Annotated in this window: 22 protein-coding genes; 9 read left to right on the plus strand and 13 right to left on the minus strand. The window is 62.8% G+C overall.

Features of this window, described 5'->3' with window-relative positions; genetic code table 11:
- Window positions 1-17: 17 nt before the first annotated feature.
- The 3 genes from O987_RS15405 to O987_RS15415 all read right to left on the minus strand — a co-directional run bounded on the left by O987_RS15405 (window position 18) and on the right by O987_RS15415 (window position 2278).
- Window positions 18-440: a PaaI family thioesterase gene (locus O987_RS15405; protein WP_029158675.1), complete on the minus strand. Its 423-nt coding sequence runs from the start codon at window positions 438-440 to the stop codon at window positions 18-20.
- Between the two features lie 121 nt (window positions 441-561).
- Window positions 562-1353, minus strand: coding sequence for an SDR family oxidoreductase (locus O987_RS15410; RefSeq protein ID WP_003054264.1), 792 nt, complete (start codon window positions 1351-1353; stop codon window positions 562-564).
- A gap of 208 nt (window positions 1354-1561) precedes the next feature.
- On the minus strand, window positions 1562-2278 hold the full coding sequence (locus O987_RS15415; RefSeq protein WP_043373284.1) for an MGMT family protein: 717 nt from the start codon (window positions 2276-2278) through the stop codon (window positions 1562-1564).
- 116 nt (window positions 2279-2394) lie between these two features.
- On the opposite strand from O987_RS15415, the gene O987_RS15420 reads away from it, so the two are divergent.
- Window positions 2395-2700, plus strand: a complete 306-nt coding sequence (locus O987_RS15420; RefSeq protein ID WP_003054262.1) for a hypothetical protein — start codon at window positions 2395-2397, stop codon at window positions 2698-2700.
- On the opposite strand, the gene O987_RS15425 is transcribed toward O987_RS15420, so the two are convergent.
- The gene (locus O987_RS15425; protein ID WP_043373286.1) at window positions 2694-4256 is read right to left on the minus strand and encodes a class I adenylate-forming enzyme family protein; all 1563 of its coding nucleotides are present in this window, start codon (window positions 4254-4256) and stop codon (window positions 2694-2696) included. The two genes, O987_RS15420 and O987_RS15425, sit on opposite strands and share 7 nt — an antisense overlap.
- A 40-nt stretch (window positions 4257-4296) precedes the next feature.
- The gene (locus O987_RS15430; RefSeq protein WP_029158673.1) at window positions 4297-5073 is read right to left on the minus strand and encodes a crotonase/enoyl-CoA hydratase family protein; all 777 of its coding nucleotides are present in this window, start codon (window positions 5071-5073) and stop codon (window positions 4297-4299) included.
- Between the two features lie 125 nt (window positions 5074-5198).
- Here O987_RS15430 and O987_RS15435 point away from each other — a divergent pair, with 125 nt between their 5' ends.
- From O987_RS15435 to O987_RS15455, 5 genes are all read left to right on the plus strand, one after another.
- The gene (locus O987_RS15435; RefSeq protein ID WP_235214157.1) at window positions 5199-5999 is read left to right on the plus strand and encodes a transcriptional regulator, PaaX family protein; all 801 of its coding nucleotides are present in this window, start codon (window positions 5199-5201) and stop codon (window positions 5997-5999) included.
- Window positions 6000-6104: 105 nt separating this feature from the next.
- Window positions 6105-7061: a class I SAM-dependent methyltransferase gene (locus O987_RS15440; RefSeq protein WP_043373291.1), complete on the plus strand. Its 957-nt coding sequence runs from the start codon at window positions 6105-6107 to the stop codon at window positions 7059-7061.
- On the plus strand, window positions 7058-8059 hold the full coding sequence (locus tag O987_RS15445; protein WP_043373294.1) for an alpha/beta hydrolase fold domain-containing protein: 1002 nt from the start codon (window positions 7058-7060) through the stop codon (window positions 8057-8059). The genes O987_RS15440 and O987_RS15445 overlap by 4 nt, the downstream gene beginning before the upstream one ends.
- Window positions 8060-8236: 177 nt before the next feature.
- Window positions 8237-8677 (plus strand): nucleoside deaminase, encoded by a 441-nt coding sequence (locus tag O987_RS15450; RefSeq protein ID WP_003054253.1) that lies wholly within the window; start codon window positions 8237-8239, stop codon window positions 8675-8677.
- Window positions 8678-8768: 91 nt separating this feature from the next.
- Window positions 8769-10007 (plus strand): cyanate transporter, encoded by a 1239-nt coding sequence (locus tag O987_RS15455; RefSeq protein WP_003054252.1) that lies wholly within the window; start codon window positions 8769-8771, stop codon window positions 10005-10007.
- 57 nt (window positions 10008-10064) lie between these two features.
- Here the strand turns inward: O987_RS15455 and O987_RS15460 are convergent, their stop codons facing one another.
- Both O987_RS15460 and O987_RS15465 read right to left on the minus strand, forming a co-directional pair.
- Window positions 10065-11225, minus strand: a complete 1161-nt coding sequence (locus tag O987_RS15460; RefSeq protein ID WP_003054251.1) for an AAA family ATPase — start codon at window positions 11223-11225, stop codon at window positions 10065-10067.
- Between the two features lie 72 nt (window positions 11226-11297).
- Entirely contained in the window at window positions 11298-12134 is an 837-nt protein-coding gene (locus tag O987_RS15465) for an RNA ligase family protein (RefSeq protein WP_003054250.1), read from the minus strand.
- A gap of 1038 nt (window positions 12135-13172) precedes the next feature.
- Between O987_RS15465 and O987_RS15470 the strand changes: the two genes are divergently transcribed.
- The 3 genes from O987_RS15470 (at window position 13173) to phnE (ending at window position 16537) form a co-directional block, all read left to right on the plus strand.
- A complete protein-coding gene (locus tag O987_RS15470; protein ID WP_003054247.1) occupies window positions 13173-14054 on the plus strand; it encodes a putative selenate ABC transporter substrate-binding protein in 882 nt (293 codons plus the stop codon).
- Between the two features lie 75 nt (window positions 14055-14129).
- Window positions 14130-14972, plus strand: a complete 843-nt coding sequence (locus O987_RS15475; RefSeq protein ID WP_043373297.1) for a phosphonate ABC transporter ATP-binding protein — start codon at window positions 14130-14132, stop codon at window positions 14970-14972.
- On the plus strand, window positions 14963-16537 hold the full coding sequence (gene phnE, locus O987_RS15480; RefSeq protein WP_019043648.1) for a phosphonate ABC transporter, permease protein PhnE: 1575 nt from the start codon (window positions 14963-14965) through the stop codon (window positions 16535-16537). Before O987_RS15475 ends, phnE begins: the two co-directional genes overlap by 10 nt.
- Window positions 16538-16731: 194 nt before the next feature.
- On the opposite strand, the gene O987_RS15485 is transcribed toward phnE, so the two are convergent.
- From O987_RS15485 to O987_RS15510, 6 genes are all read right to left on the minus strand, one after another.
- On the minus strand, window positions 16732-17187 hold the full coding sequence (locus O987_RS15485; RefSeq protein WP_003054244.1) for an Lrp/AsnC family transcriptional regulator: 456 nt from the start codon (window positions 17185-17187) through the stop codon (window positions 16732-16734).
- Between the two features lie 369 nt (window positions 17188-17556).
- Window positions 17557-18936 (minus strand): cytochrome c, encoded by a 1380-nt coding sequence (locus O987_RS15490; RefSeq protein ID WP_019042876.1) that lies wholly within the window; start codon window positions 18934-18936, stop codon window positions 17557-17559.
- Between the two features lie 12 nt (window positions 18937-18948).
- A complete protein-coding gene (locus O987_RS15495) occupies window positions 18949-20718 on the minus strand; it encodes a GMC family oxidoreductase (RefSeq protein WP_003054242.1) in 1770 nt (589 codons plus the stop codon).
- A gap of 3 nt (window positions 20719-20721) precedes the next feature.
- Entirely contained in the window at window positions 20722-21420 is a 699-nt protein-coding gene (locus tag O987_RS15500) for a gluconate 2-dehydrogenase subunit 3 family protein (protein WP_003054241.1), read from the minus strand.
- Between the two features lie 458 nt (window positions 21421-21878).
- Window positions 21879-23348, minus strand: a complete 1470-nt coding sequence (locus tag O987_RS15505; RefSeq protein WP_043373299.1) for a sensor histidine kinase — start codon at window positions 23346-23348, stop codon at window positions 21879-21881.
- Window positions 23345-24061, minus strand: coding sequence for a response regulator transcription factor (locus O987_RS15510; protein WP_003054239.1), 717 nt, complete (start codon window positions 24059-24061; stop codon window positions 23345-23347). The genes O987_RS15505 and O987_RS15510 overlap by 4 nt, the downstream gene beginning before the upstream one ends.
- Window positions 24062-24105: the final 44 nt, after the last annotated feature.

Raw genomic sequence — 24105 nt, forward strand, 5'->3', positions numbered from 1 at the left:
GAGCAGCCGATCTGTACTCAATCCGTGGGCAGGGCTTTCAGTCCGCCTTCGGCTGCAGGCCTGCGCTGCATGTACTTGAAAGTGCCTGTGGCCTGCACGCACAGGCGTCCTTGCGCGTCATAGATACGGCCTTCGGTGAAAGCCATGCTTCCGGTGCGATGCAGCAGCTTGCCCTGGCCTACCAGCGGTCCCTTGGCCGCCTGCATGAAGGAACTCTTCATCTCGATCGTGACAACCCCCTGCTCGAAGTCCACGCTGCGCGCGGCCACGGCCATGGTCACATCAAGCAAGGTCATCGATGCGCCGCCATGCGTGACGCCGAAGGAATTCAGGTGCTCGGGCCGCGGTGTGTAGCGCAGTTCGGATTCGCCGCTTTCCGCCTTGATCAGGACGAAACCAAGTTCATGCACAAAGGGAATTTCTGGACCAAATGACAACACCGCAAAACCTTTCAGAAGAATGAAGCGCCGCGCACCGCGCTGCGACAGCCAAGTCGTGAATATAAACACGCCGGACCGGCCCGAACTCCGGCGCGTGACAAAAACACGGCCAGGCCGGTCTTCAGCCTCCGACCAGGGCGCTCACCCCGCCATCCACCGCCATCCACTGGCCGGTGATGTGCTTGCCAGCATCGCTGGCATAGAGCAGCGTCAGTCCCTTGAGATCCTCGTCGTCACCCAGGCGGCGCAGCGGGGCATGGGAACGCATTTCGTCCTCACCCAGCGTCTCGATCAGCACGGCCGCCATCTTGGTCTTGAAAAAGCCCGGGCAGATGGCGTTGACCGTGATGCCGTGCTCGCCCCACTCGCCAGCCAGCGCGCGCGTGAAATTGATGACCGCGCCCTTGGAGGTGTTGTAGGCAATGGTCTTCATGCCCGTGGGATTGCCGCCCAGGCCGGCGATTGATGCCAGATTGATGATGCGACCGCTCTTGCGCTCCAGCATGGACAGGCGGGCGATCTGCTGGCTCAGCAGAAAATAGCCGCGCACATTCAGGTTCATCACCTTGTCCCAGGCCGCCGTCGGGTGGTCCTCAGCCGGGGCGCCCCAGCTGGCTCCGGCGTTGTTGATCAGGATGTCCACATGGCCGAGGCGCTGCACGGCCTCCTTGGCCAGGCGCGTGATATCGGCCTCGTCCGAGCAGTCGGCGGCAACCCAGTCGGCCTCTATGCCTGCGGCCTGGAGTTCGGCTGCGGCCTCTTCCAGATCCTTGGCCTTGCGCGAGCTCAGCAGAATCTTCGCGCCGGCCTCGCCCAGCGCATGCGCCATCTGCAGACCCAGGCCACGCGAGCCACCGGTCACCAGGGCCGTCTTGCCCGAGAGATCGAAAAGTTGCTGCACCGTACGTGTCATTCTCATGTCTCCTGTTTGTTTTCAAGGTTCAAACCGGGCGCGCAGTGCCTTGCAAGGCCTGCCCGTCAAAAGCTGCCTGGATTGTGCGGGCGCCCCAGGTCCGGTGTTGTCACCTGCGTGTCGGCGCTGTCCCGCAGGTGGCAGAGCCCGCGCTGGCGCTGCCTGCAGGGTCTGCCGGCAGCAGCCCGGCAAATCGCATTCAGCGCCTTCAATCGGCAAACAGCGACTGTGTGCCGCCCCAGGCGCCACCTTCGATCTCCAGCATGCGCAGCTTGGTCAACGCCCCCTGACCGCCCGAAAAGCCGCCCGGTGCCCGCCCCGCCGCCAGCACGCGATGACAGGGAACAATCGGTGCAAACGGATTGGCGCCCAGCGCCTGGCCCACGGCGCGCGCGGCACCGGCCTCGCCCAGTGCCGCAGCCACCTCGCCATAGGTGCTGGTCCGGCCCGGCTCCAGGGCGCGCGTGAAAGCATAGACCCGGCTGTGAAATGCAGGCACGGCAAATTCATCAAGCGCGATCTGCTGCAGATCGGGCAAATCATGGGTCGACTCTTGCGCAAAGGCCTGGCGCAGATCGCCCAGCACGCCGGCAGCCACAGCCTCCGCGCTGGGTTGCGCCCAGCCCTGCTCGCTCCGCGAGCTCAGGCCTGCCAGCAGACACTGCACCCCGGCCATGGCCTGCAGTGCAAAACCCGGAACCGCGGAGATGGAGGTCACTGCGCCATAGACCGCAGGCCCGCGCTGCGGCTGCAGCGCATGGCGTTTGGTCAGGCCCAGCAACATGCGCTCCCGGGTCTCGCCCCAGCTGGCCTCGGGCAGTTGCACGGCGCAGACGGCAGCGGCATTCCAGGCCAGTCCGCAGGTACCGATGCGCGTGACAAACAAGGCATGACCGGGAAAAGGCAGCGAAGCAGCGTGATTCATGCACACAGTCTACAGAGCGCAGTCTTTGGGGAGGCGTAAAAATTTTCCAGGAGCTGGATACAAAAACAGTTAATTACTGTATATTTAAACAGTCAAAACACTGTGGATATACGGACATGCAAGAAGCCCATTTCACCGTCTCTCTGTGCGACTACCCCGAACTGCCCGAGGACAAACGTCATCAAGCCGAGGCGCGCTATGCCCGCGTGCTGGCCCGCCAGCTCGGCGGGGAAGAACAGGTCGGCCAGGCCCTGTCTCTGGTGCAAGGCCTGGAAGACACCCCGCCCGAGGAAATCACCGATGACGCCAAACTCACCTTCCAGCGCTGGATGAAAGCCGCCCGCGCCGCTGCCGAAGCCGGCCTGCAAGGCATTGGCGGCACCGAAAGCTGTTTTTTCGATGTACGACGGGTAGCCTACTGAGGCTTGAGCCGCTCGCGCATGGCACGGCGGTTGAGCTTGCCCACCGCCGTCTTTGCAATCTCCTGCACAAAAATCACCTGCTGTGGTTTTTTGTACGAAGCCAGCTGCGTCGCCACATGGGCTACCAGCTCCTGCTCGCTTGACTGCGCCCCGTCCCTGAGGACAACCGCCGCAGTCACGACTTCGACCCATTTGTCGTGCGGCAGCCCTAGCACCACGCATTCGCGTACCGCGGGATGGGTGAGCAAGGCATTCTCGACCTCCAGCGGATAGACGTTGTAGCCGCCCGTAATGATCATGTCGGACTTGCGATCCTTGAGATGCAGAAAACCTTGGGCATCGAGCAGCCCCATGTCTCGCGTGCGCACCCAGCCGTCCGGGGTAAAAGTGTCCTCATTGAGTTGCGGGGCGTTGTAGTAGCCGCGCACCGCCGACGGTGCCCTGACGGTGATCTCACCCGGCTCGCCCGGCGCCACATCCCGCCCCTGTTCGTCCAACAGTCGCAGCTCGACATCCAGACAGGGCTGGCCGCAGGCCGACCCCATGAGCTGAGGCGTGTGGTCTTCGGGCCTCAGAACCGCCAGGCACAAAGGCACCTCGGTCTGCCCGTAGTACTGCCAGAAGCGGTGGGTTCCCCAATGCTCCATGGCCTTTTGCAGCACGCTGCGCGGCATGGGTGAGGCGCCATAGATCACATACTTGAGCGCCGAGACATTGACTCTGGTGAAATCCGGATGCTCCAGCAGCATCTGCAGCATGGTCGGCACCAGATTGATGGCGGTGATGCGCTGCGCCTGCAGTACCGCCAGAAACCGGCCCGGCTCAAAGCTCGAGACAATGACGGTACGCCCTCCGCGAAGCCAGAACGGCAGCACGAACACACCACTGGCGTGAATCAGGGAGGCGGCATGCAGCATGGCGTCATCCGCCGTGGCCGGCAGCAGATTGAGCAGCACATTGCGGCAGATGCTGGCAAAAGATGCCTGGGAATGCTGGGCAGCCTTCAAGGTACCGGTGGTTCCGGACGTGAACAGCGTCAGCACGATATCGTCGGGCTGCACCTCGATGTCCGGCCCTTGCACGGGATGACGGCTAGCCAGCGCACCAAGATCCACGGAACCTGGCATGGCCGCACCAAGCCCCAGGCAGCAAAGCGCGGGCAGCTCGGCCTTGATTTGTGCAGCACGCTGCTCCAGGCCTGCCCCAAAGATCAGGTGGATGCAGCCTGTCTCCTGGAGCATCTTCACATGCTCAGCCACAGACAAGCGCGCATTCAGAGGCACACGATTGAGTCCGGCCTTGACGCAAGCGAAGTCCAGCGGCACGCTGAGCAAGCCATTGTTCAGCAGCAATGCCACGCGATCGTTTTGCTCGATCCCCTGTGAGTACAGGGCATGGGCAAGCTGGCTGCTCAGCGCGTCGACCTGGGAGAAACTGAGGCTTTCCTCTCCAAACACCACGGCTACGCGATCCGCATGCTGGCGTGCTCCGCGCCGTATTAGCTCCAGATAAGTGGGCTGTCTTGCATGCATGCCGCCGCACTGATGGCTCGTCATCGTGATCTCCTCCTGTTTCAGCCTCAAGCCTTGTCAACGATCAGCGCGAAAACTGCCCATGACGCCCCTCGCCTCGGGTGAAGTGCGCTGCGCCGCCAGCGCCCTCCGCAGCCACCATCGGCACCCCTTTGCGACCCTCGCTGCGCAAGGCATCCGCAAGACTCATGTCCCACTGCGCGTAGGCAGAATCGCGATCGGTGCGCATGCACTGCTGGGGAAATGCGGCCAGTTGCTGCGCCAGCGCCCTTGCCGCTTGCAAAGCCTGCCCGGCAGGCACAAGCCGGTTCGCAAGGCCCATGGAAAGAGCCTCCTCGGCCTTGACGGGCCGTCCGGTCAAGATCATGTCCAGCGCCCTACCCATTCCCACCACCCGAGGCAGGCGCACCGTCCCCCCATCAATCAACGGCACTCCCCACCGGCGGCAGAAGACGCCGAACACGCAAGACTCGTCAACCACGCGAAGATCGGCCAGCAACGCCAGCTCCAGCCCTCCTGCTACCGCGTAGCCACTGATGGCCGCAATCACCGGCTTGCTCAATTCAAGCCGTGTCGGACCCATGGGACCACCTCCGCCGCCTTCGGAATCCAGTTCGTTGCGCAACCCGGGGTCAGCCACTGCCGCCAGATCAGCGCCAGCACAGAAATGCCCTGCGCTGCCGGTCAGCACCGCAACATGCAGTGCTTCATCGCGCTCAAACCGCAAAAAGGCATCGCGCAGCTCCTGGGCCATGGGCCGGTGAACAGCGTTTCGCTTGTCAGGCCGATTCATGGTGATGGTGCAGACTGGGCCATTGATTTCGAATTGCACAAACCGCATGCGTTGTCTCCTTTTTTGCTTGACGCCCATGCTAGTAAAGCTCTCAATATTTCTCCATCATGGACAAATCATGTAATGTTCTGCCAAGACGCCCTTGCGCTACAGACTTGATACTGGACCTGCTGGTGGCACGTGCGATTCCGCTCTCCGCCCGTGCCATCACCCAGGCAGCAGCCTTGTTCGGCATTGGGGAAAATGCGGTCCGCGTCTGCCTGAGTCGCCTGATATCGGCCGGTAAAGTGGACAGGCCCGGGCGTGGTCTGTATCTGGCGCGGCTCCAGCCCTCTCATCTCGCCCATATCGTGGACAACTGGCACCGGCGTGAGCAGTTGCGTCGGCCCTGGCACGGGCAATGGCTTGCGTTACAGGACGCATCCGCCTCCAAAGCGGACAAATCTCTATGGCGCCGTCATCAACGCGCGCTGGGCTTGCGCGGCTTTGCATCGCTTGGTCCTCAGCTGCATATACGCCCCGACAATCTGCGCATTACGTTCACCGAGTTCCAGGTCGAGCTGGAATCACTGGGCATCGCGTCAGGCAGTTGTCTGATGCAGATTCACCAGATTGACAAGCTGCACGAGGCCCAGGCACGCAAGCTCTGGAACACGCAGGCACTGGAGGCCGCCCACAAGCACTGGATCTGCGTGATTCTCAGCAGCCACCAAAGACTGGACGACATGCCGCTGCCAAGCGCAGTGCGTGAATCGCTGCTGCTAGGTCGCTCGGCCATAGCCCATCTGCTGCGGGACCCCTTGCTGCCGGAAGAGCTCATGCCATCACACTCCAGATTGAGCCTGGAACAAGAGCTGCGAAGCTATCAGCAACATGCCATTGAGCTCTGGTCCGCATGGCTCGATCAGAAAGGGGCACAGACCCTGTCCAGGGCCGACATTCACAATGCCATCCCTCAATCCAGCCAGAATTGATGCCAAGCCGCACAAAGACGCCCCTAACTGCATACACTGGCGCCCTTTTCATCACCAATTCGCAATGCCCTGGCTCCGGTTGCAGGGCTAGTTCTGCGCTCCCCCATGCAAGCCCTGCTCGATGCCATTGCCCAGATGCCCTTCCCCACCGATGCCCAGCGCATCTTTCATGGCCGTGGCGGCCGCTATCCGGGCTGCGAACAGATCTCGCTGGACGCTTTTGCGCCCGTCATCGTGCTGACCAGCTTTGCGCCCTTGGAAGAAGCACAGCTAAGCCGGATCGGTCAGGCGCTGGAGCAGCGCTGGCAGCAGATCGCCCCGGCAGGCCAGCCGCTGACCTGGGCCTTCCAGAGCCGCGAAAGCGGCGGCAAGGTCGAAACCCGCATCATGGCCGGCGAGCTGCCCGAGCCGCATGTGGTGACCGAGAACGGCGCCCGCTATCTGATCCATATCGCACGCGGGCAGAACCACGGCCTGTTCCTCGACATGGCCGCCGGCCGCGAGTGGGTGCGCCGGCAGGTGCTGGCCCATGAGCGGCCCGCGCGCATGAAGGTGCTCAACCTGTTTGCCTATACCTGCGCGTTCTCGGTCGTGGCCAAGCTGGCCGGCGCGGGCCAGGTGCTGAATATGGACATGAGCAAGGGTGCTCTGGCCACGGGTCAGCACAACCATCAGCTCAACGGCGTCAAGGCCGGCGCCAGCTTTGCTGCCCACGATATTTTCAGCAGCCGGGGCAAGATCAACCGCAGCGGACCGTACGATCTGATCGTCGTGGACCCGCCCAGCTACCAGAAAGGCAGCTTCATCGCCACCAAGGACTATGCGCGCCTGATGCGCCGCCTGCCCGATCTGCTGGTGCCGGGCGGCCAGGTCCTGCTGTGCCTGAACGCACCCGAACTCGGCACGGACTTCCTGCGCGGGCAGATGGCGGAAATCGCCCCCGAGTTGGAGTTCGTCGAGCGCCTGGCCAACCCGGCCGTATTTGCCGATGTGGACGAGGAGCGCAGCCTCAAGGTCATGGTCTATCGCGCACCGGCGCTGACTGAGGCCCCGCAGCCATGAACGACGGTACAGACAACCGCCAAGACCTGCCTCCGCAGCCCATAGATCCGGCACTGGGACGCATCTTGCAGCGCTTTGCCCAGCTCGATACAGACATGCCGACCCCGCAGCTCGACTATGTGGAACGCCGGCGCCTGCTCAGCGAACTGCAGGCCGGATTGATTCGCTCGGCACTGCCCGGCATCTCCAGGGCCGAGCATTTCCTGGCCGCCGAGGGCCGCGAGATCTGCATGCGCAGCTATCACCGGCAAGGCTGTGGCAGCGGTCGGACGCTGGTCTGGCTGCATGGCGGTGGCTGGATGGTCGGCGATCTCAACACCCATGACGACCTGTGCGAGCATCTGGCCCAGTTCACCGGCCATGTGGTGCTGTCCGTGCATTACCGCCGCACGCCGGAGAACCGCTTTCCCGCGCCGCTGGACGATGTGATGACCGTGCTGCAGTGGCTGAGCGACATGCGCGGGCTGCTGCCTTTTGCGGCCGACCAGGTCCTGCTCGGTGGCGATAGCGCTGGCGCCCATCTGGCACTGGCAGCGGCGGTGCGCCAGATTCAGCACCCCACCGATGCGGCCCGCATTGCTGGCCTGCTGCTGCTCTACCCGCCGCTGCAGCCCGATCAGGACAATGACAGCATGCGCCGCTTTGCCACAGGCTTCGGGCTCACGCCCGCCGCCATGCAGCGCTACTGGCAGGAACTGGGCCGGCCCGAGGGCCAGGCCGCACAATGGCTGACGCCGGGCTGCAGCAGCGCAGCCATCGTCCATTTGCCGCCCACGCTTTTGATGACGGCCAGCCACGATATTCTGCGCGACGAGGCCGAAGCCTTTGTCCATCAGGCCAAGGCACTGGGCGCACCGCTGCAGCTTTTGCGCGCCCCGGCCATGGTCCACGGCTTTGCACGCATGCTGGCTGCCAGCCCGGCGGCACGCCAGCAGGTGGAGCTCGCCTGCTCGGCCTGGGCGGAACTAATGGGCCGTCAACGCCCTCTGAGCAAATAAGCTTTGCTTTCCAGACGGGTAGCGGCATGGCCCTGCAGTTGTACGCTGCAAGGCGCCGGGCGCCGCACCGCCCTCTTTAAAACACAACAGTTGCGGCGCTGATGCATCAGGCATCCGGCGCCTGCCGCCACAGCTTTCATCGCCATGAGTCCAACTTCCGCCACCCCACAACAACTGATGCGCCTGGCCGTGAACCTGGCCCATGCCAACCGCCTTCAGGGCGGCCGCCCGTTCGGCGCCGTGCTCGCCCAGGGAAATGAAGTCGTTGCCACCGGCGTCAACGAGATCATTGCCAGCCACGACCCCAGCACCCATGCCGAAATGCAGGCAATACGCGCGGGCACGCAGCAGCGCGCCAACCCCAGCCTGGCGGGCCTGTCCATCTATGCCAGCGGCCACCCGTGCCCCATGTGCCTGGCGGCCCTGGTCATGAATGGCGCCGAACAGGTATTCTTCGCCTTCGACAACCAAGATGCCGCGCCCTATGGCCTGTCCAGCGAGGGTACCTACCAGCGCCTGCGCCTGTCGCTGACGCCACCGCCGCTGCCCATCACCCGCATCGACACCGGCATCCGCGCGGCGCAGCTCTACGGAGATGAGGCCTGGCCAACTGCCTGACCCTCCTCGCCGCCAAAAAACCACAACAACAAACCGGGCTGCCTAAGGCGACCGCACCGATGCACTGCACCGTCGGCAGCCTCAGCGCTTTATGACATCGACATCTTCCCGAACGCATCGCGTGCCGCCGCTGCTCTGGCTGCTGGTGGTGATACTGGTCACCATCAATCTGCGTCCATTTCTGACGGCACCCGGCCCCTTGGCACCGACCATACAGCAGGCCACGGGCATGGATTTGCGCAGCTTCTCCTGGCTCACGCTGCTGCCCATGGCGCTGATGGGCATTGGTGGCTGGCTTGCTCCCACGGCTTTGCAACGCTGGGGCGCGCGCGCCAGCATTTGCGCCTCGCTGCTGCTGATTGCCCTGGGCTGCGCACTGCGCCTGACGCCTGCGGGTGCCGCCACCGGTACGCTGCTGATCGCCACGGCCGGCCTGTGCGGCGCGGGCGTGGCGCTGGCACAAAGCATTCTGCCGGGACTCATCAAGCGCCAGTCTCCCCACAACGTGGCGCCCATGATGGGCCTGTATTCGGCGGCGCTCATGGGAGGCGGCGCACTCAGTGCCCAGCTCTCGCCCCTGGCCATGCAGCTGGGCCTGAGCTGGCAGGCTTCGCTGGCCATCTGGGCCATTCCCGTGCTGCCGGCATTGCCGCTGGCCTGGTATGCGCTGACCCTGATGCGCGAGTCCGCTACCCCTGTGCCCTCCGCGCCCCTGGTACAAGCCAGCAGGGACAGCGACACCGGCTGGCTGCTGCGCCGTGGCCGCACCTGGCTGCTGCTGATCAGCTTTGGCCTGATGAACGGCGGTTATGGCTCCACGGTTGCCTGGCTCGCTCCGTTCTATCAAACCCATGGCTGGACGGCCACGCAAAGCGGCTCGCTGCTGGCCATTTTGTCGATTGCACAAGCCGCATCGGCGCTGGCCATGCCTGCTCTCGCGCGCCGCAGCCTGGACCGTCGCTGCTGGCTCATGCTGGCCTTGCTGCTGCAGATCATCGGCTTTGCCGGCCTCGGGCTCTGGCCCGATGCCATGCCCACGCTCAATGCCATCGTGCTGGGGCTGGGTCTGGGCGGCTGCTTTTCGCTCTTCATGCTGGTGGCGCTGGACCATCTGCCCTCGCCCACACAAGCCGGCGCCCTCAACTCGCTGATGCAGGGCGGCGGCTTCATCCTTGCAGCGCTGGCCCCTCTGGTCATGGCGCAGTTGCACCAGATCAGCGGCAACTGGATGACGGGCTGGCTCTATCAGGCTGGTGTGGCAGCGCTGGTCTGCCTGCTGGTGACACGCTTCAATCCCAAGGGCTACCTGCAAGCCATGCAGCGGCCTTGAGCACGACATTGCCCCTGCACAAAAAGGGCCTGGAAACTTCCAGGCCCTTTTTCCTTTTCATGTTTGCGTGGATGACTCGTTGACCAGCAGTTGCAGCCCATGCGCCTCGGTCGGCAAGGGCACCTCCCATCGGTGCAACATGCCCAGCAGTGCGGCATTGCCGAGCGTGGTGTCGCGCTTGCTGTTGCGCGCCAGCAAGGTGGATCTGGCAGCCTCCAGATGCACCAGCTCCACCTGTGCACCATAGGCCAGGCACAGGTCCAGCGTCTTGCCACGCATCTGTCTGGACAGATGCGTGGCATTCCAGACGAAGGCAGCCTTGGCTCGCAACAGGCTCTTGGCCTTGTCCACGGCTCGGTGGGCAGCAGCGCCCTCGTTCTCGCCATGGCGCAGGCCCAGCTCGGCACGCGCATCGTCAAACGACACCACGGGCAGGCCCGCATGATGCTGGGTCACCCAGTGGTTCTTGCCCGATGCGGGCAGGCCGCACATGACAATGACGCGCGAGCCCGGATCTTCGTGCAAGGCGTAGTCCGGGTGCAGCTCGGCACCGCGGAAATAGCGCAGTGCGGTTTCGGCCGAAGCAAAGCTGCGCGGCTTGCGCAAACAGCCCTCTTCCAGGGCCAGCTCCCTGAACAGCTCGATATTCACCAGCACATTGCCCACATCGGGGCAGATGCGACCGCGAATATCGGCACGGGCCAGCAGCACCAGCAAATGCAGATCGACCTGCCAGGACAGCTCTCTGACCATGAACTCGGGCGAGACGCCTCGGCGCGAATCGGCAAAGGCAAAAAACGGCACCTGATGCACGGCAATCAGCCGACAGACCGCCTCGCGCCGGGCCACGGGCGCGCCCGCCTCCCAGAGCATGAGCCGCGCATCGAGCGCCCCACGGCGCGAATGGCCGGGCTGCGAGATGCGGCCGTCGTCGGCTATCTGCGTGGTCGAGCACTTGGCGACATCGTGCAGCAGCGCGGCCAGAAAGACCGTCTCGCGCTCCTCGTTGGTGAGCCCTGCATAGTCGCCGTCCTGCAGCAGTTCGGTCACCACCATCTGCGTATGCGTCCAGACATCGCCTTCGGCATGGTAGATCGGGTCTTGCGGCGTGGTCCTGGCCAGCTCAAGTTGCGGGAAGGCGTCCAGGCAGGCCGCCCAGTCCACCGAGTCGTGAGCGGAATGCGGCACCAGGGCCGCGATCTGTTTCCAGCTCCACATAAGTTCTCCTTTCACCGCAGCTTCATCACAAAACCACGGTTCTGATAGCTATCAGCGATTTCTGGTAGAGGCTTACCAGCTCTTTTGAATCGCATTGGCAAAGATATCGACGCCTGTGCGCAGACCGTTGGCGACAATGGGCCGCTCGCTGTGATGCGAGCCGGACTCCAGGATCACCTGCACAAAGTCGGAGCGCACGAACTTGTAGCGCTCCACGGTCTGACCGTTCTCCTCGACCTTGATATACAGACCTTCGGCCAGCTCGGATCTGTCGGTCTGGCGCCAGGCCAGCGGCAAATCCAGTTTCTGCTTTTGCACCTGATCCTCGAACACCGCCTTCCAGCGAGCGCTGCGCCCCAGGGACGGTGCCAGCAATGCCAACAAATCCTGCATGCGCCTCGGCGCGATACCGGCGTAGAGCACAGGCACGGACACCACGGGCACACCGGCCAGCAGCGCATGACGCTGCGGCGTGTCCAGAAACTGCTGCTCCGAGCGGTCCCAGACGTCGAACTCGCAAAACCAGTGCGGCAAGGCGTCGTAGTAAAGCGAGTGCTTGGCGTACAGCCACTCGCCATACATCACATAGCGCTCGTCCAGCAGTGCCATCAGCGCGCCTTCATGGGCTCTGGCCCATTGCTTGTAGGCATTGAACTGGCGCTCGCGCCCGCCCATCTGATCGGCTTGCAGATAGTGGCCACGCGACTGCAGCAACAAACTGCCGTCGGCGCCAAAGCTCAGCGCCGCATTGGCGCCATCGAGCTTTTCCTCGACCACGATATGCCGGCCGGCCAGGGCTTCATAGGACACGGCATCGGCCTGATCACCGACCTGCAGCCGCGAGCCACGCAGATGCGGCGTGCGCGGATATTTGAGTATCTCCAGATTGAATAAATGGGAAGTAGTCATGTTGTGCTTTCCAAAAAGGGAATAAGCCACGCGCCAAAAGACGTGGCAGACAAACCAAGGACAACGAAAGCGGCAATCGCCGCCACCATCGGGCGAAGACAAGAACACCTGGCCGCCGAGCAAAGGGCAGGCCGGGATTCAGAGAGTGCAAGAGCGCAGGACCGGGGCGCGAGCCAGGTCGGGAACGCCGGGCAAGGGCTTGCCCATCGTGAAGAAACTGCCCCTCCGGGGCGGCAGGCCACCTGGGCCAGGCGCCTCAGGGGACCGATATGTCCATACCGCAGCGCACACCTGAAAAATCAGCGTGTGGCGAAGTCGTTTAGCGCAAACGAATCTGGCAGGACATGGTGCACCTCGAAAATGAGAGCGTATAACGCAAGCGGGGTAAAGGCTGGCGAGTTTATTGGCTTGGCATAGCAACTGCCAAGCGGTTTGCCGTGACTGTGGTGCAAAGGCCACGAATCGGTTTCAAAACGATGAGATGCAGACTGGTGAGACATCGAAGTTTTCCTCCTGCATCTGCCAAGCTGTCAATGACATCTGCACAGGGCTTGCGCCAACCTCTTCTGATTTCCATGATTGCAGCCGCCGCCCTGGCCGCCTGCGGTGGTGAGGACAACAACGCGAAAAAAGCACCCCAGCGCCGGCTCCCGAGGTCCCGGCACCAGCACCCGAACCCGAGCAAACGCCTGTCTAGCGCCTGCTTGAGAGGATCGGTAGCTATCAATCGGGCATCATGGCAAGCCCCTGCTGATGCCAGACAACGAGGTCAGCGCAACCACGGTCTTCTACCTGCTGCATCTGCAATATTGGAACCTGCAGACAAGCAGTCGCTTTCATGCCAAGCCCCGTCCCCACGGGGCTTTTTGCTATCCAAATCAAGCAAAGACTGCGCCGAGGGTTTCTCAATTACGTAACAATAAGCGCCAGCGGTCGGTGTACCGCCCATGGGTTTCCATTCGCCGCAAGCCAAACGCTTGTGACCTACTAAACCGCCGTGTATCCGGACGGCGGTGGCTTTTTTGAACGGAGCACTTAATGAAGCACTCTTTCGCTCGCCGCCAGGCGCTGCGCGGCTTGGCCGTGGCAGCTCTGGCTTCCTCCTCCTTGCTGTCCGCCGCGCATGCAGACACCCCTGCGGTGCTGCGCGTCTCGGCCATTCCCGACGAGGCACCGACCGAGCTGCAGCGCAAGTTCAAGCCCCTGGGCGAATACCTCTCGCAGGCCACCGGCATGAAAGTGGTGTTCACCCCCGTATCCGACTACGCGGCAGTGGTCGAGTCCCTGGCCACCCGCAAGCTGGATCTGGCCTGGCTGGGCGGTTTCACCTATGTGCAAGCCAAGATCCGCACCAACGGCACGGCCATCCCCATCGTGCAGCGGGCCGAGGATGCGGTCTTCACCAGCAAGTTCATCACGGCCGACCCCGCCATCAAGACGCTGGCCGACCTCAAGGGCAAGACCTTTGCCTTCGGCGCCCCCTCCTCCACTTCGGGCAGCCTGATGCCGCGCTTTTTCCTGCAGCAGGACGGCTTGAATCCCGAAAAGGACTTCAAGACCGTGGCCTACTCGGGCGCACATGACGCCACCGTGGCCTTTGTGGCCGCAGGCAAGGCCGAGGCCGGCGTGCTCAACACTTCGGTGTGGGACAAGCTGGTCGAGTCCAAGAAGGTGGACACCAGCAAGGTGCGCGTGTTCGCCACGACGCCCACCTACTTTGACTACAACTGGACGGTGCGCGGCGACCTGGACCCGGCCATTGTCAAGAAGCTGACCGCCGCCTTCCTGGCACTGGACCCCAGCAAGCCAGAGCACAAGGCCATCATGGACCTGCAGCGCGCCTCCAAGTTCATCGCCACCGACACCAAGAACTACGACGGCATTGAAGCCGCCGCCAAGTCCGCCGGTCTGCTGAAGTAAGAAATTCAGCTTTTTTTGACTGCCAACGCTTATTTATCAAGCGTTGGCAGCTATTGTTTCCAGAGTATTCGTCTCATGAGCTTCATGCTGGACGATGTGGGCCTGACCCACAGCAACGGCTTTACCGCCCTGTCCCATATCTCCTTGTCCGCCATCCAGGGCGAGAGCATTGCGCTCATCGGCCCCTCGGGCGCCGGCAAGACTTCGCTGCTCAGCACCATAGGCACAGCCTACCTGCCCACGGCTGGTCGCATGCAGGTGCTGGGCCGGACTGCGGCCGCGCAATCCGCCGCCCGCGAACTCAAGGCTTTGCGCAGCCGCATCGGCACCGTGCACCAGGCCGCCCCCATTCCGCTGCGTCAACGGGTGGTCACGGCCGTGCTGGCCGGCAAGCTCGGCCAGTGGCCGCTGTGGAAGGCGCTGGCATCGCTGGCCTATCCGCAGGACATTGCGGGCGCGCGCGAGGCCCTGGCCCGCGTGCAGCTTGAGGACAAGCTGTTTGCACGCTGCGACCAGCTCTCAGGCGGCCAGTTGCAGCGCGTGGGCATTGCCCGCGTGCTCTACCAGCAGGCCGGCCTGATTCTGGCCGACGAACCCGTCTCCGCCCTGGACCCTGCGCTCTCGCAGGCCACGGTGCAATTGCTGGTGCAGGAAGCTGCCGCGCGCAAGGCCACGCTGGTGGCCAGCCTGCATGCCGTCGATCTGGCTCTGGCCAACTTTGCCCGCATCGTCGGCGTACGCAATGGCCGCCTGGCCTTTGACCTGCCCGCCGCGCAAGTCAGCGAAGCCCAGTTGCAAGCGCTCTACGCCCATGCCGATGGCAGCCCCGCCGATCTGCCCATGCTGCACAACCGCCTGGTTCAGCGCGATCCCGCCAGCACCGCGCCCGCTCCCATCCAGGTGAACGCATGCCGATAGAAAGGGCCGAGCCCGCCCGGCCATCGCGCCGCGACCCCTCCGCTCGCGGCCGCCTCAGCGGCCTGATCCTGACTCTGGTCGTGCTCTGGCCCATGCTGCAGACCTCTGGCTTTTCGCTCAAGCCGCTATTCGATGCCGACAATCTCAAAGTCATCGGCGGCTTTCTCGCGCAGTTTCTGCCGCCCGAAACCAGTGGGGAGTTCCTGGCCTACCTGGGTCAGGCCACGCTGGAGACCCTGGCCATCGCCACGGCAGGCATGGCGCTGGCCTTTGTGATTGCCGTGCCCATGGCCTATCTGTCCACGGGCGCGGCGCGTGAGAGGGTCACGCTCAACCCCATCGCCCGCAGCGTGCTCACCATCCTGCGCGGCATTCCCGAACTGGTCTGGGCTCTGGTGTTTGTGCGCGTCTTCGGCCTGGGTCCTGCAGCCGGAGTCCTGGCCCTGGGGCTAACCTATGGCGGCATGCTGGCCAAGGTCTATGCCGAAATTCTCGAATCCACAGTTCCCGCTCCGGCCCACGCCCTGCGTGCCAGCGGTGCCGGCCGTATCCAGGCCTTGCTCTATGGCCTGCTGCCGCAGGCGGCCAAGGAGCTGACCTCCTACACCGTCTACCGCTGGGAATGTGCGATCCGTGCCTCGGTGGTCATGGGCTTTGTCGGCGCAGGAGGCCTGGGCCAGCTCATGGACCAGGCCATGAAGATGCTCAACGGCGGCGAAGCCGCCAGCATTCTGCTGGCCTTCATGCTGCTGGTGGCGGCGGCCGACCTGCTTTCCTGGTGGCTGCGTCGCGCACTCGACGCCGCGCCTGCCGCACGCGCCCTGCCCTTCGGCTGGCGCACCGGCACATTTGTGCTGACTGCCTGTGCGGCGCTATGGGCCAGCATGCGGCTTCTGGATATTGATTTCTCGGCCCTGTTCACGGCAGATGCGGCCACCAGCATGGGCGACTTTGTACGCGGCTTTTTCCCGCCCGATCTGAGCCGGCCCTGGCTGCTCAGGGTGCTGCAAGGCATCTGGGAGACCCTGGCCATCTCCATCGTCGGCACCTTGCTGGCCGCGATCGCGGGCCTGCTGCTGGCCCTGCCGCGCTGGCGTGCACCATGGAACGTGGTGCTCAACGTGCTGCGCTCGGTGCCCGAACTGGTCTGGGCCACGATCACTGCGCTGGCCGTGGGTCTGGGCCCATTCGCCGGAGCCCTGGCCCTGGCCCTGCATACCACCGGCGTGCTGGGCCGCCTGTTTGCCGAGGCCTTGCAGAATGCTCCGGCCGCTCCCGCGAATGCGCTCAAGCTCAGCGGCAGCAATCGCCTGCTGGCATTTTGCTATGGAACCCTCCCTGGCGCTGCGCCGCAACTGCTGGCTTACACGCTGTACCGCTGGGAGATGAATATCCGCATGGCGGCGATTCTGGGCTTTGTGGGAGCTGGCGGATTGGGCCAACTGCTGTACTTCGAGCTTTCGCTGTTCCACTATGCCCAGGCCAGCACCGTGATCATGGCCATGCTCTTGCTGAGCATCGCCGTGGACTGGAGCAGCGCTGCCTTGCGCCGCGCCATGCGTTGAGACGGCTGCGCGGTGCCCCGGCTCCGCGTCAGCTTCATCAACTCCTCCATCAATCCGACGCGCAGCCGCCCCCGATGGGCCAGCGCCGCAGCGGCCCGGCCTGCATCCAGGTTCGATGAGCACCGGAGTCTGAATGACTTCAGCCACACCGGATCCGTGCCGCGACTGATCGCACCACGAAGAGCGATGCCGCTTCACACGCCCAAGGGCAGGTCTGCTTTTTTCAGCGTACGCAGCACAAAGCTGGACTGGCTGTGGCGTATGCCCTTGATCTTGTAGAGCTTCTCACGCAGCAGGCGCTCGTAGTCACGCGTGTCTTTGACGACGATGCGTAGCAGATAGTCGTACTCGCCAGAGACCAGATGCGCTTCCACAACTTCGGGAATGGTGGCCAGCACCTCGCCGAACTTTTCCAGCGTGTTGTCTGAGTGGCTGTCCAGCGTGACCATGACCAGAACCGAATCGGCCAGCCCCAGCGCCTGCGGGTTCAGACGCACGGTATAGCCCTCGATCACACCGGCCTCCTCCATCTTCTTGATGCGGGCCCAGCATGGCGATGCACTCAGGCCCACTGCAGCACCAATGTCCTGCAGGCTGGCGCGCGCATTAGCCTGCAAGGCAGCAAGAATCTTTTTATCCAAGGTATCCATATTCTTGAATTTACCGCTAAAAATACAAAGACAGAAAATTTTTCTGTAGCAACGCTGTATTCGCAGAATTTGAAGCAACATTTTCTGCGCTGCAACATGCACACTTGAGTCCATGGAAGCACGTCTACCGACGCCGCAAAACCATTCAACATGCCGCGCCGTTTACCGTCAGCATCCGGTTGGTTGATCCGCAACACGCCTACGCAACAGGCCGCATCACTTAAGCACAGTGGTGCGGCCTGTTGATTTTTGGAAGGCTCCATCGTCCGGGCCAGCAGCTGCTGCATAAAAAACCCAGCCGGATTTCCATCGGGCTGGGTTTCGGGAGCCTGCCTGGCGCGCAAAGCACCTGGCAGATACGCGTGCTATTTACTGGGCTCTCTGCGGAGCAGCATCGGCTTGCACATGCTGGCGCACCTTGCTGACCTGGCTTTCGCTCACATCCGAAGCCTGGTTGCCCCAGCCTTTGCGCACGAAGCTGGCCAGTGCGGCCACTTCACCGTCGGTAAGGCGGTCGGCGTAGCCCTGCATCACCAGATGCATGGGACGGCGATCCGTAGCAGGCGAGGAGGCGCCCTTCAGAATCACCGACACCAGCGGGCTGGCATCCTTGCCCAGCACCATGGCATTGCCTTGCAGTTCGGGGAAGATCTCGGGAGCACCCTTGCCGCTGACAAAGTGGCAGGCTGCGCAGTTGTCGAGATACAGGCGAGCACCCAAAGGCATGTCGGGAGACGCGGATTTCAGCAGTTTGGCCGTGGCCTCGCCGGCTCCATCCGCCTTGGCAACCGCAGTGCTGCGAGGGCCTGGCGTGGCCACTTTTTCAGGGGCTGCATCTGCGGCCTGGCCGTCCATGGTCTTGAGGAACTTGGCCATGGCGTTCAGATCGGCATCGGTCATGTACTGCATGGAGTGCTCGACCACCAGCGCCATTTCTCCGTTGGCCACCGCATGGGCATTGCGGCCGGTTGCCAGATAGGCGGCCACCTGCTCGGTCGTCCATTGCTGAACACGCGAGTCCTTGCCGCGCAGTGCAGGAGCAGACCAGTCGTCCACCATGCCGCCGGTCAGGAAGCTGGAGTCGGACAGGCGTGTGCCGTTCTGCGCCATGAAGGCAGTGCGAGGGCTATGGCAGGCTGCGCAGTGGCCGGCACCTTCGACCAGATACTGACCGCGAATCTGCTGGTCGTCACCGGCCATGGGCTTGAACTCGGCTTCACCCGACAGCGCCAGCCAGTTCCAGGCACGGATGCCGAAGCGCATATTGAACGGGAAGCTCAGGCTGGTGGCCTGCACCTCGTTCCTGACGGGCTTGACCTCGGTCTGGAGGTAGTCGAACAGCGCGCGGATATCGCTTTCCTTCATGAAGCGATAGTTCTCGTAGGGCATGGCCGGGTACAGTTGCTGGCCGTGACCACCGATACCGTCCACCATCGCGGCACGGAACTGGTCCAGAGTCCAGCTGCCTATGCCGGTTTCCTTGTCCGGCGTGATGTTGGAGGACCAGATGGTGCCCATGGGGCTTTCAATGCCACGACCGCCGGCCATGGGCTCGCCACCCTTGGCGGTGTGACAGGCCATACAGTCACTGGCGCGCATGACATATTCGCCACGACCGGCTTCTGCCTTCCAGTCGGCGGCCAGCGCCTCATTCGCCGGTGTCGGCTTGAATGGCAGGTAGATCAGCGCCAGCGCCGCCAGAACGCCCAGAACGATCAGCGCAATCAGAATGCTGAGGATTTTCTTCATGTCTTGCTCTCCTCAGACCAGCGGACGTGGGTTTTTCAGATACATGGTGCGAATCGCATGCAGCGTCCAGTACGCCAGGCCGCCGACCATGCCGGTGGGGTTGTACTGGGTGTTCTGCACGAAGTTGCCTGCGCCGAAGACGAACACGTTGTGCTTGTCCCAGGCCTGGCAGTAGCGATTCACCACGCCTTCCGTGGGCTTGTCGGACATGATGTGACCGCCAGTGGTGTGTGTGGTCTGGTAGGGTCGCACGTCGAACTGCGCACCGATGTCCTTGAAACCCAGCTGGATCTGATCAGGCTTCATGTTGTTGCCAACTTCTGCCGCCTTGAGCTTCTGGTACTGGTTCATCTTCAGGTCGTTGTCCTGCCAGTTGAAGGTCATGCGCATCAGCGGACGGCCGTGTGGATCCTTGTAAGTGGGGTCCAGATCCAGGTGATTGGCGCGGTAGGACATATGCGAGCCGTGCGTGCCGATGGACATGGAGTGCCCATACCACTCGCCGATACCCTTCTTCCAACCGGCACCCCAGCCCGGCGTACCCTTGGGCAGCGGCATGGAGCGGATGGGCTGACCATTGAAGGTCCCCGAACGCCAGTAAGCACCGCCGATGAAGCCCAGCTTGCCGAAATCGTTCTGGTTGACGCTGAAGTCATCGATGCAGATACCGTTGGAGCCGTGACCGATGAAGGGGTTGAAGTTCGCCTCCTTGTAGAACATCGTCACGCCACCGTTCATCTGATAGGCGTAGTTCTTGCCGGTCACCCCTTCGTTGGTCTTGGGGTCATAGGGCTTGCCGATGCCGGAAACCAGCAGCAGGTGCACGTTGTTGAGCTGGAAGGAAGAAAGGATCACTAGATCTGCTGGCTGGAACACTTCTTCGTTGGTGTTGGAGTCGAAGTAGGTCACTCCGGTGGCGGTCTTGCCGTCTTGCGAGCTTTCCACGCGCAGCACTTCGCAGTGCGTGCGGTAGCTGAAATTCTTTTTGCGCTTGAGCGCGTCCAGAACGGCCGTCTGCGGCGACGACTTGGAATACTGGTAGCAGCCGTAGCGCTCGCAGAAACCGCAGAAATTGCAAGGCCCCATCTGCATGCCATAAGGGTTCACATAGGCGGTGGAGGCAATACCTGCGGGCGCCGGGAAGGTGTGATAGCCCATTTGCTTGGCCGTCGCTTCGAACAAGGTTGCGTCGTAGGTCGCAGGCAGCGGGGGCATGGGGTAGTCCTTGGAACGCCAGCCTTCGAAAGGGTTGCCGCCGGGCTGAATCTTGCCGTTGAGATTGCCGGCCTTGCCGGAGATACCCGCCACTTCGTCAAACTGCGTGAAGAACGGCTCCAGCTCGTCGTAAGTGACGGGGTAGTCCATCAGATTCATGCCTTCCGGAATGATGGACTCGCCCCAGTGCTGCTTCACATAGCTGCGCAGCTGAATTTCTTCAGCTTGCGGGCGCCACAGCAGCCCGTTCCAGTGGGTGCCCGCGCCACCAACGCCGTTGGCAGGCAGGAACGAGCCCATCGCACGGTATGGCAGCGCGATTTCGCCGTCATTGCGACGGATGGTCACGGTCTGCTGGCGCGGATGCTGCATGTTTTTCAGGCGCACGCCCCAGGTCAACTCGTCGATCTGGTTGGGGTACTTGAACTCGGGCACCGTGTTCTGGTCGCCACCACGCTCCAGCGCCACGATTTCCAGGCCTTCGGCCGCCAGCTCCATGCCGGCGATGGAGCCGGTCCAGCCCAGGCCAACGATGACCACGTCTTTCTTTTTTTCAATGCGTGCCATGGTTTATGCCCTTTCGCCCTTGATGGAAACCGGACCCAGCGGGTACTTCTTGTTGTGTTGGTCGACCCATTCGGCATAGCTGGCACGAGCGCCAGGAAAGCCAATGTATTTCCAGGACTGCATGCCGTGGTTGCCGCCATGCATGGGGTCGGCGAAATAGCCTTCCTTGGTGTTGGCCAGCAAGGTGGTGAAGAAGATGCTCAGCTCGGGGTCCAGCTTGATCTCACCTTTTTGCAAAGCCGTCAGCGCTTCATCCTGCTGCTCATGTGAGAGGTCCTTGAATTCCTTGCCGTAGCGTGTCTTGCACTCGGCGTTGAAGGCAGGAATCGCCTTGCGATAGAGCTGTGCAGGCGTCAAAGGCGTTTGCCAGCCGCGATCGGGCTTGGCCGTGGGATCGTGCGGCCCCTCCATGTACCAGATATCCGCAGTGCCGTAGTAGCCCTTGAGCTGACGGTCGATGAACACCGGCACATGGGCTTCAATCGCTCCGGGACCGTCGCCTTCGGACGGGATCAGGCGCGCTGTCGCTGCCAGAACGAAAGCCCACTCATCCGCATTGAAATACTCGGGCTTGTATGCATCCAGTTTGAGCGCTGGCTCCTTGGAGTTGGCATGCATGGTCACGGCCGTTCCGGCCAGTGCGACGCCAGCACCGGAGGCGAACAGAAAGGATCTGCGGCTGGGTGGGGAAAAGTTGGACATTTTGCGATTCCTACATCGTGTGAACCCGCTCATGCACAGCCAGTTGTGCGTTGGGCAAGTGTTCAAGTTTTTTGAATCAGCGGTGGTTCCGACCGAAAGCTGCACGCCCCAAAGAAAATGCCCGCAAAGCGGGCACTCGCACACAGAGCCAAAGCATTTTTCAAGCCGGCCCAAACCGCCTTAACAATTTAATAATAGTTGCGCTGGCAACTATTTGTGTCAGACGACCGCCTTGACTGCTAGTAGGCAGTGGTCTTTTATTGGAGCGAACAACTGGGGTTTTCACTTAGATATAAGACATAAGACTGCTATCAATCTGCAGGCGACTGCCACTTAGCAAAACGCCGCCTTCCGCAGGGCCGGACTCATGGCGATACCGACGACCGGTGATGGTCCAGATCTTCCGGCAGGCAGGGCTCTATTGCCCGTGAAACGCCAGCGTGCAGCCCTGTTGCAGATCAGGCCTCCGGAGCCCGTGGCAGGCGAAACCGGAACGCAGCGCCCCCGCCGCTGCTCTCGACCAGATGGATGCTGACCCCGTGCAGCTCCAGCATCTGGTGCACGATTCTCAAGCCAAGCCCCCCGTCGCGGCGGGCGCCGCCGACCGTGAACGGACGCCTGAACAAACCTTCGCGCAGCTCTGGCGAAATGCCAGGGCCAGTGTCGCTGACCGTCAGCTCCAGCTCCGGGCCCACGCTTCTGATGCCTATGCTGATCGACCCGCCTTCGGGGGTATAGCGCAAGGCGTTGTCGAGCAGGTTGCTCAGGACTCGCTCCATCATTCCCAGATCTGCACGAACCGCCGGCAACTGCGGCGGCAGATCCGCCTGCAGGGCGATATGGCGCGACTCTGCAGCAAGCTCGAACTTCTGAAACACGTCCTGCACCAGGTCCCGCAGCGAGAATGACTCGGGCTCGGGCTGCACAAAGCCATACTCCAGCCTCGCCAGCTCGAACAGACTTTGGGACAGCGCTCCCACCCTCTGGCTTTGGTCGAGCGCAATGCCCAGATAGCGCCTGCGCTCTGCGGGCTCCAGGCTTGCATCCTTGAGCAGCAGGGTCTCCAGATACCCATGCAAGGACGACAGCGGCGTGCGCAGATCGTGGGAGACATTCGCGATCAATTCCCGGCGCTCCTGATCCTGTCGCCTCAGCGCCTGCCATTGCTCGCTGATGCGCAGCACCATCTGCCTGTAGGCCGAGTCCAGCACGGCGATCTCGTCATGGCTGTGATCTGCCGCCTCCGAAGCACGCGCCGGCATCTCAGGCGGAACGCCATGCATATCGAACTGCCGCACCGACTCGGTCAGGCGCCGCAAGGGGCGTGTGATCAAGGTGAAGGCGACAAGCCCGGCGGCCAGGCATAGCAGCCCCACCATGCCGATCGACAGCAATGCAGTCTTCAGCACCGCATCTGCGGAACCTCTGGCGGCAAGCAGATCATGGGCCTCGCCGAGCAACACCACATAGATGAAGCCGACCTCCCTCCCGTTCACGCTCAGGGGAGCCGCACTGAAGACCTTGCGGCCATCGCGGCTGCGCGGATCGTCACCCAGGATGGGCAGCATATGACCATCGATAAATCGATGGACCGGTTCCAGATCGACCCGGTCGCGGCGCAAGCGCCCTTCGGGAGCCGCATGACCCGCAATGCGTCCATCGGGCTCCAGCAGATAGACCTCGACACTCGGGTTCACCATCATCAGCTGGTTGAACAGATTGCGCACCGCGCTCGGCATCAGGCCGTTCGCATCCGTCAACTGGGCGTCGCGGGCAATGCTCTCGGCAACGTCGCGGGACAAGGCCTGCACCACCTCCAGTTCATGCATGCGGTTGGAGCGAAGCTGCAGCCAGGCGGAAGTGCCGCTGCAGACCAGCAGCAGCAGCGCAAACACGATCGCCAGCCGCTGAGTCAGGGTCAGATTCATTCGCGCTCCCCGGCTTCGGCAAACTTGTAGCCGCGTCCCCAGACCGTGAGGATTCGTGTGGGCTGTGCAGGGTTGCGCTCCACCTTGGCGCGCAGCCGGTTGATATGGGTGTTGACGGTGTGCTCATAGCCCTCGTGCTGATAGCCCCAGACCGCGTTGAGCAGGTCCATGCGCGAAAACACCTTGCCCGACTGGCGGGCAAAAAAATACAGAAGATCGAACTCCCGGGGTGTGAGGTCGAGATGTCGTCCGTTCAGGCTGGCATCCCTGGCGACCGGGTCCATGACCAGCCCATTGACCGACAGGCTGCCCGATTCCAGGCGCGCGCTCTGAGCCAGCGCGTCGACCCGGCGCAGCAGGGCCTTCACCCTGGCCACCAGTTCCAGCACCGAAAACGGCTTGGCCAGATAGTCGTCAGCGCCGATCTCCAGTCCCAGAATGCGATGCACCTCGCTGGAGCGGGCACTGATGATGATGATCGGCGTGTAGCGCGTCATGGCGCGCGCACGTCTGCAGATCTCCAGGCCGTCCACCCCAGGCAGCATCAGATCCAGTACCAGCGCATCCCAGCCGCCACGCTCCAGATGCGCCAGCCCGTCGTCGCCGCGGGCGCAATGCACGACCTCCAACCCCTCGTCCCGAAGGTGAAGCGAAAGCAGATCGGCGATATGGGCGTCGTCCTCGACCAGCAGAATGCGACGGGCAATGGTCATGGGTATTCAGGTCTCCGGGGCAGTTGGTGCAGCTCGGCGGCGCA

This window comes from Comamonas testosteroni TK102 (assembly GCF_000739375.1).
In the GTDB taxonomy this organism is placed as follows: domain Bacteria; phylum Pseudomonadota; class Gammaproteobacteria; order Burkholderiales; family Burkholderiaceae_C; genus Comamonas; species Comamonas brasiliensis.

Coding starts and splice junctions, on each gene's coding strand:
- O987_RS15455 (WP_003054252.1), top strand. CDS start 8,769: ATGACATCGACATCTTCCCGAACGCATCGCGTGCCGCCGCTGCTCTGG.
- O987_RS15475 (WP_043373297.1), top strand. CDS start 14,130: ATGAGCTTCATGCTGGACGATGTGGGCCTGACCCACAGCAACGGCTTT.
- O987_RS15410 (WP_003054264.1), bottom strand. CDS start 1,353: ATGACACGTACGGTGCAGCAACTTTTCGATCTCTCGGGCAAGACGGCC.
- O987_RS15505 (WP_043373299.1), bottom strand. CDS start 23,348: ATGAATCTGACCCTGACTCAGCGGCTGGCGATCGTGTTTGCGCTGCTG.
- O987_RS15485 (WP_003054244.1), bottom strand. CDS start 17,187: ATGGATACCTTGGATAAAAAGATTCTTGCTGCCTTGCAGGCTAATGCG.
- O987_RS15500 (WP_003054241.1), bottom strand. CDS start 21,420: ATGTCCAACTTTTCCCCACCCAGCCGCAGATCCTTTCTGTTCGCCTCC.
- O987_RS15470 (WP_003054247.1), top strand. CDS start 13,173: ATGAAGCACTCTTTCGCTCGCCGCCAGGCGCTGCGCGGCTTGGCCGTG.
- phnE (WP_019043648.1), top strand. CDS start 14,963: ATGCCGATAGAAAGGGCCGAGCCCGCCCGGCCATCGCGCCGCGACCCC.
- O987_RS15510 (WP_003054239.1), bottom strand. CDS start 24,061: ATGACCATTGCCCGTCGCATTCTGCTGGTCGAGGACGACGCCCATATC.
- O987_RS15465 (WP_003054250.1), bottom strand. CDS start 12,134: ATGACTACTTCCCATTTATTCAATCTGGAGATACTCAAATATCCGCGC.
- O987_RS15420 (WP_003054262.1), top strand. CDS start 2,395: ATGCAAGAAGCCCATTTCACCGTCTCTCTGTGCGACTACCCCGAACTG.
- O987_RS15425 (WP_043373286.1), bottom strand. CDS start 4,256: ATGACGAGCCATCAGTGCGGCGGCATGCATGCAAGACAGCCCACTTAT.
- O987_RS15415 (WP_043373284.1), bottom strand. CDS start 2,278: ATGAATCACGCTGCTTCGCTGCCTTTTCCCGGTCATGCCTTGTTTGTC.
- O987_RS15495 (WP_003054242.1), bottom strand. CDS start 20,718: ATGGCACGCATTGAAAAAAAGAAAGACGTGGTCATCGTTGGCCTGGGC.
- O987_RS15430 (WP_029158673.1), bottom strand. CDS start 5,073: ATGCGGTTTGTGCAATTCGAAATCAATGGCCCAGTCTGCACCATCACC.
- O987_RS15460 (WP_003054251.1), bottom strand. CDS start 11,225: ATGTGGAGCTGGAAACAGATCGCGGCCCTGGTGCCGCATTCCGCTCAC.
- O987_RS15490 (WP_019042876.1), bottom strand. CDS start 18,936: ATGAAGAAAATCCTCAGCATTCTGATTGCGCTGATCGTTCTGGGCGTT.
- O987_RS15440 (WP_043373291.1), top strand. CDS start 6,105: ATGCAAGCCCTGCTCGATGCCATTGCCCAGATGCCCTTCCCCACCGAT.
- O987_RS15450 (WP_003054253.1), top strand. CDS start 8,237: ATGCGCCTGGCCGTGAACCTGGCCCATGCCAACCGCCTTCAGGGCGGC.
- O987_RS15445 (WP_043373294.1), top strand. CDS start 7,058: ATGAACGACGGTACAGACAACCGCCAAGACCTGCCTCCGCAGCCCATA.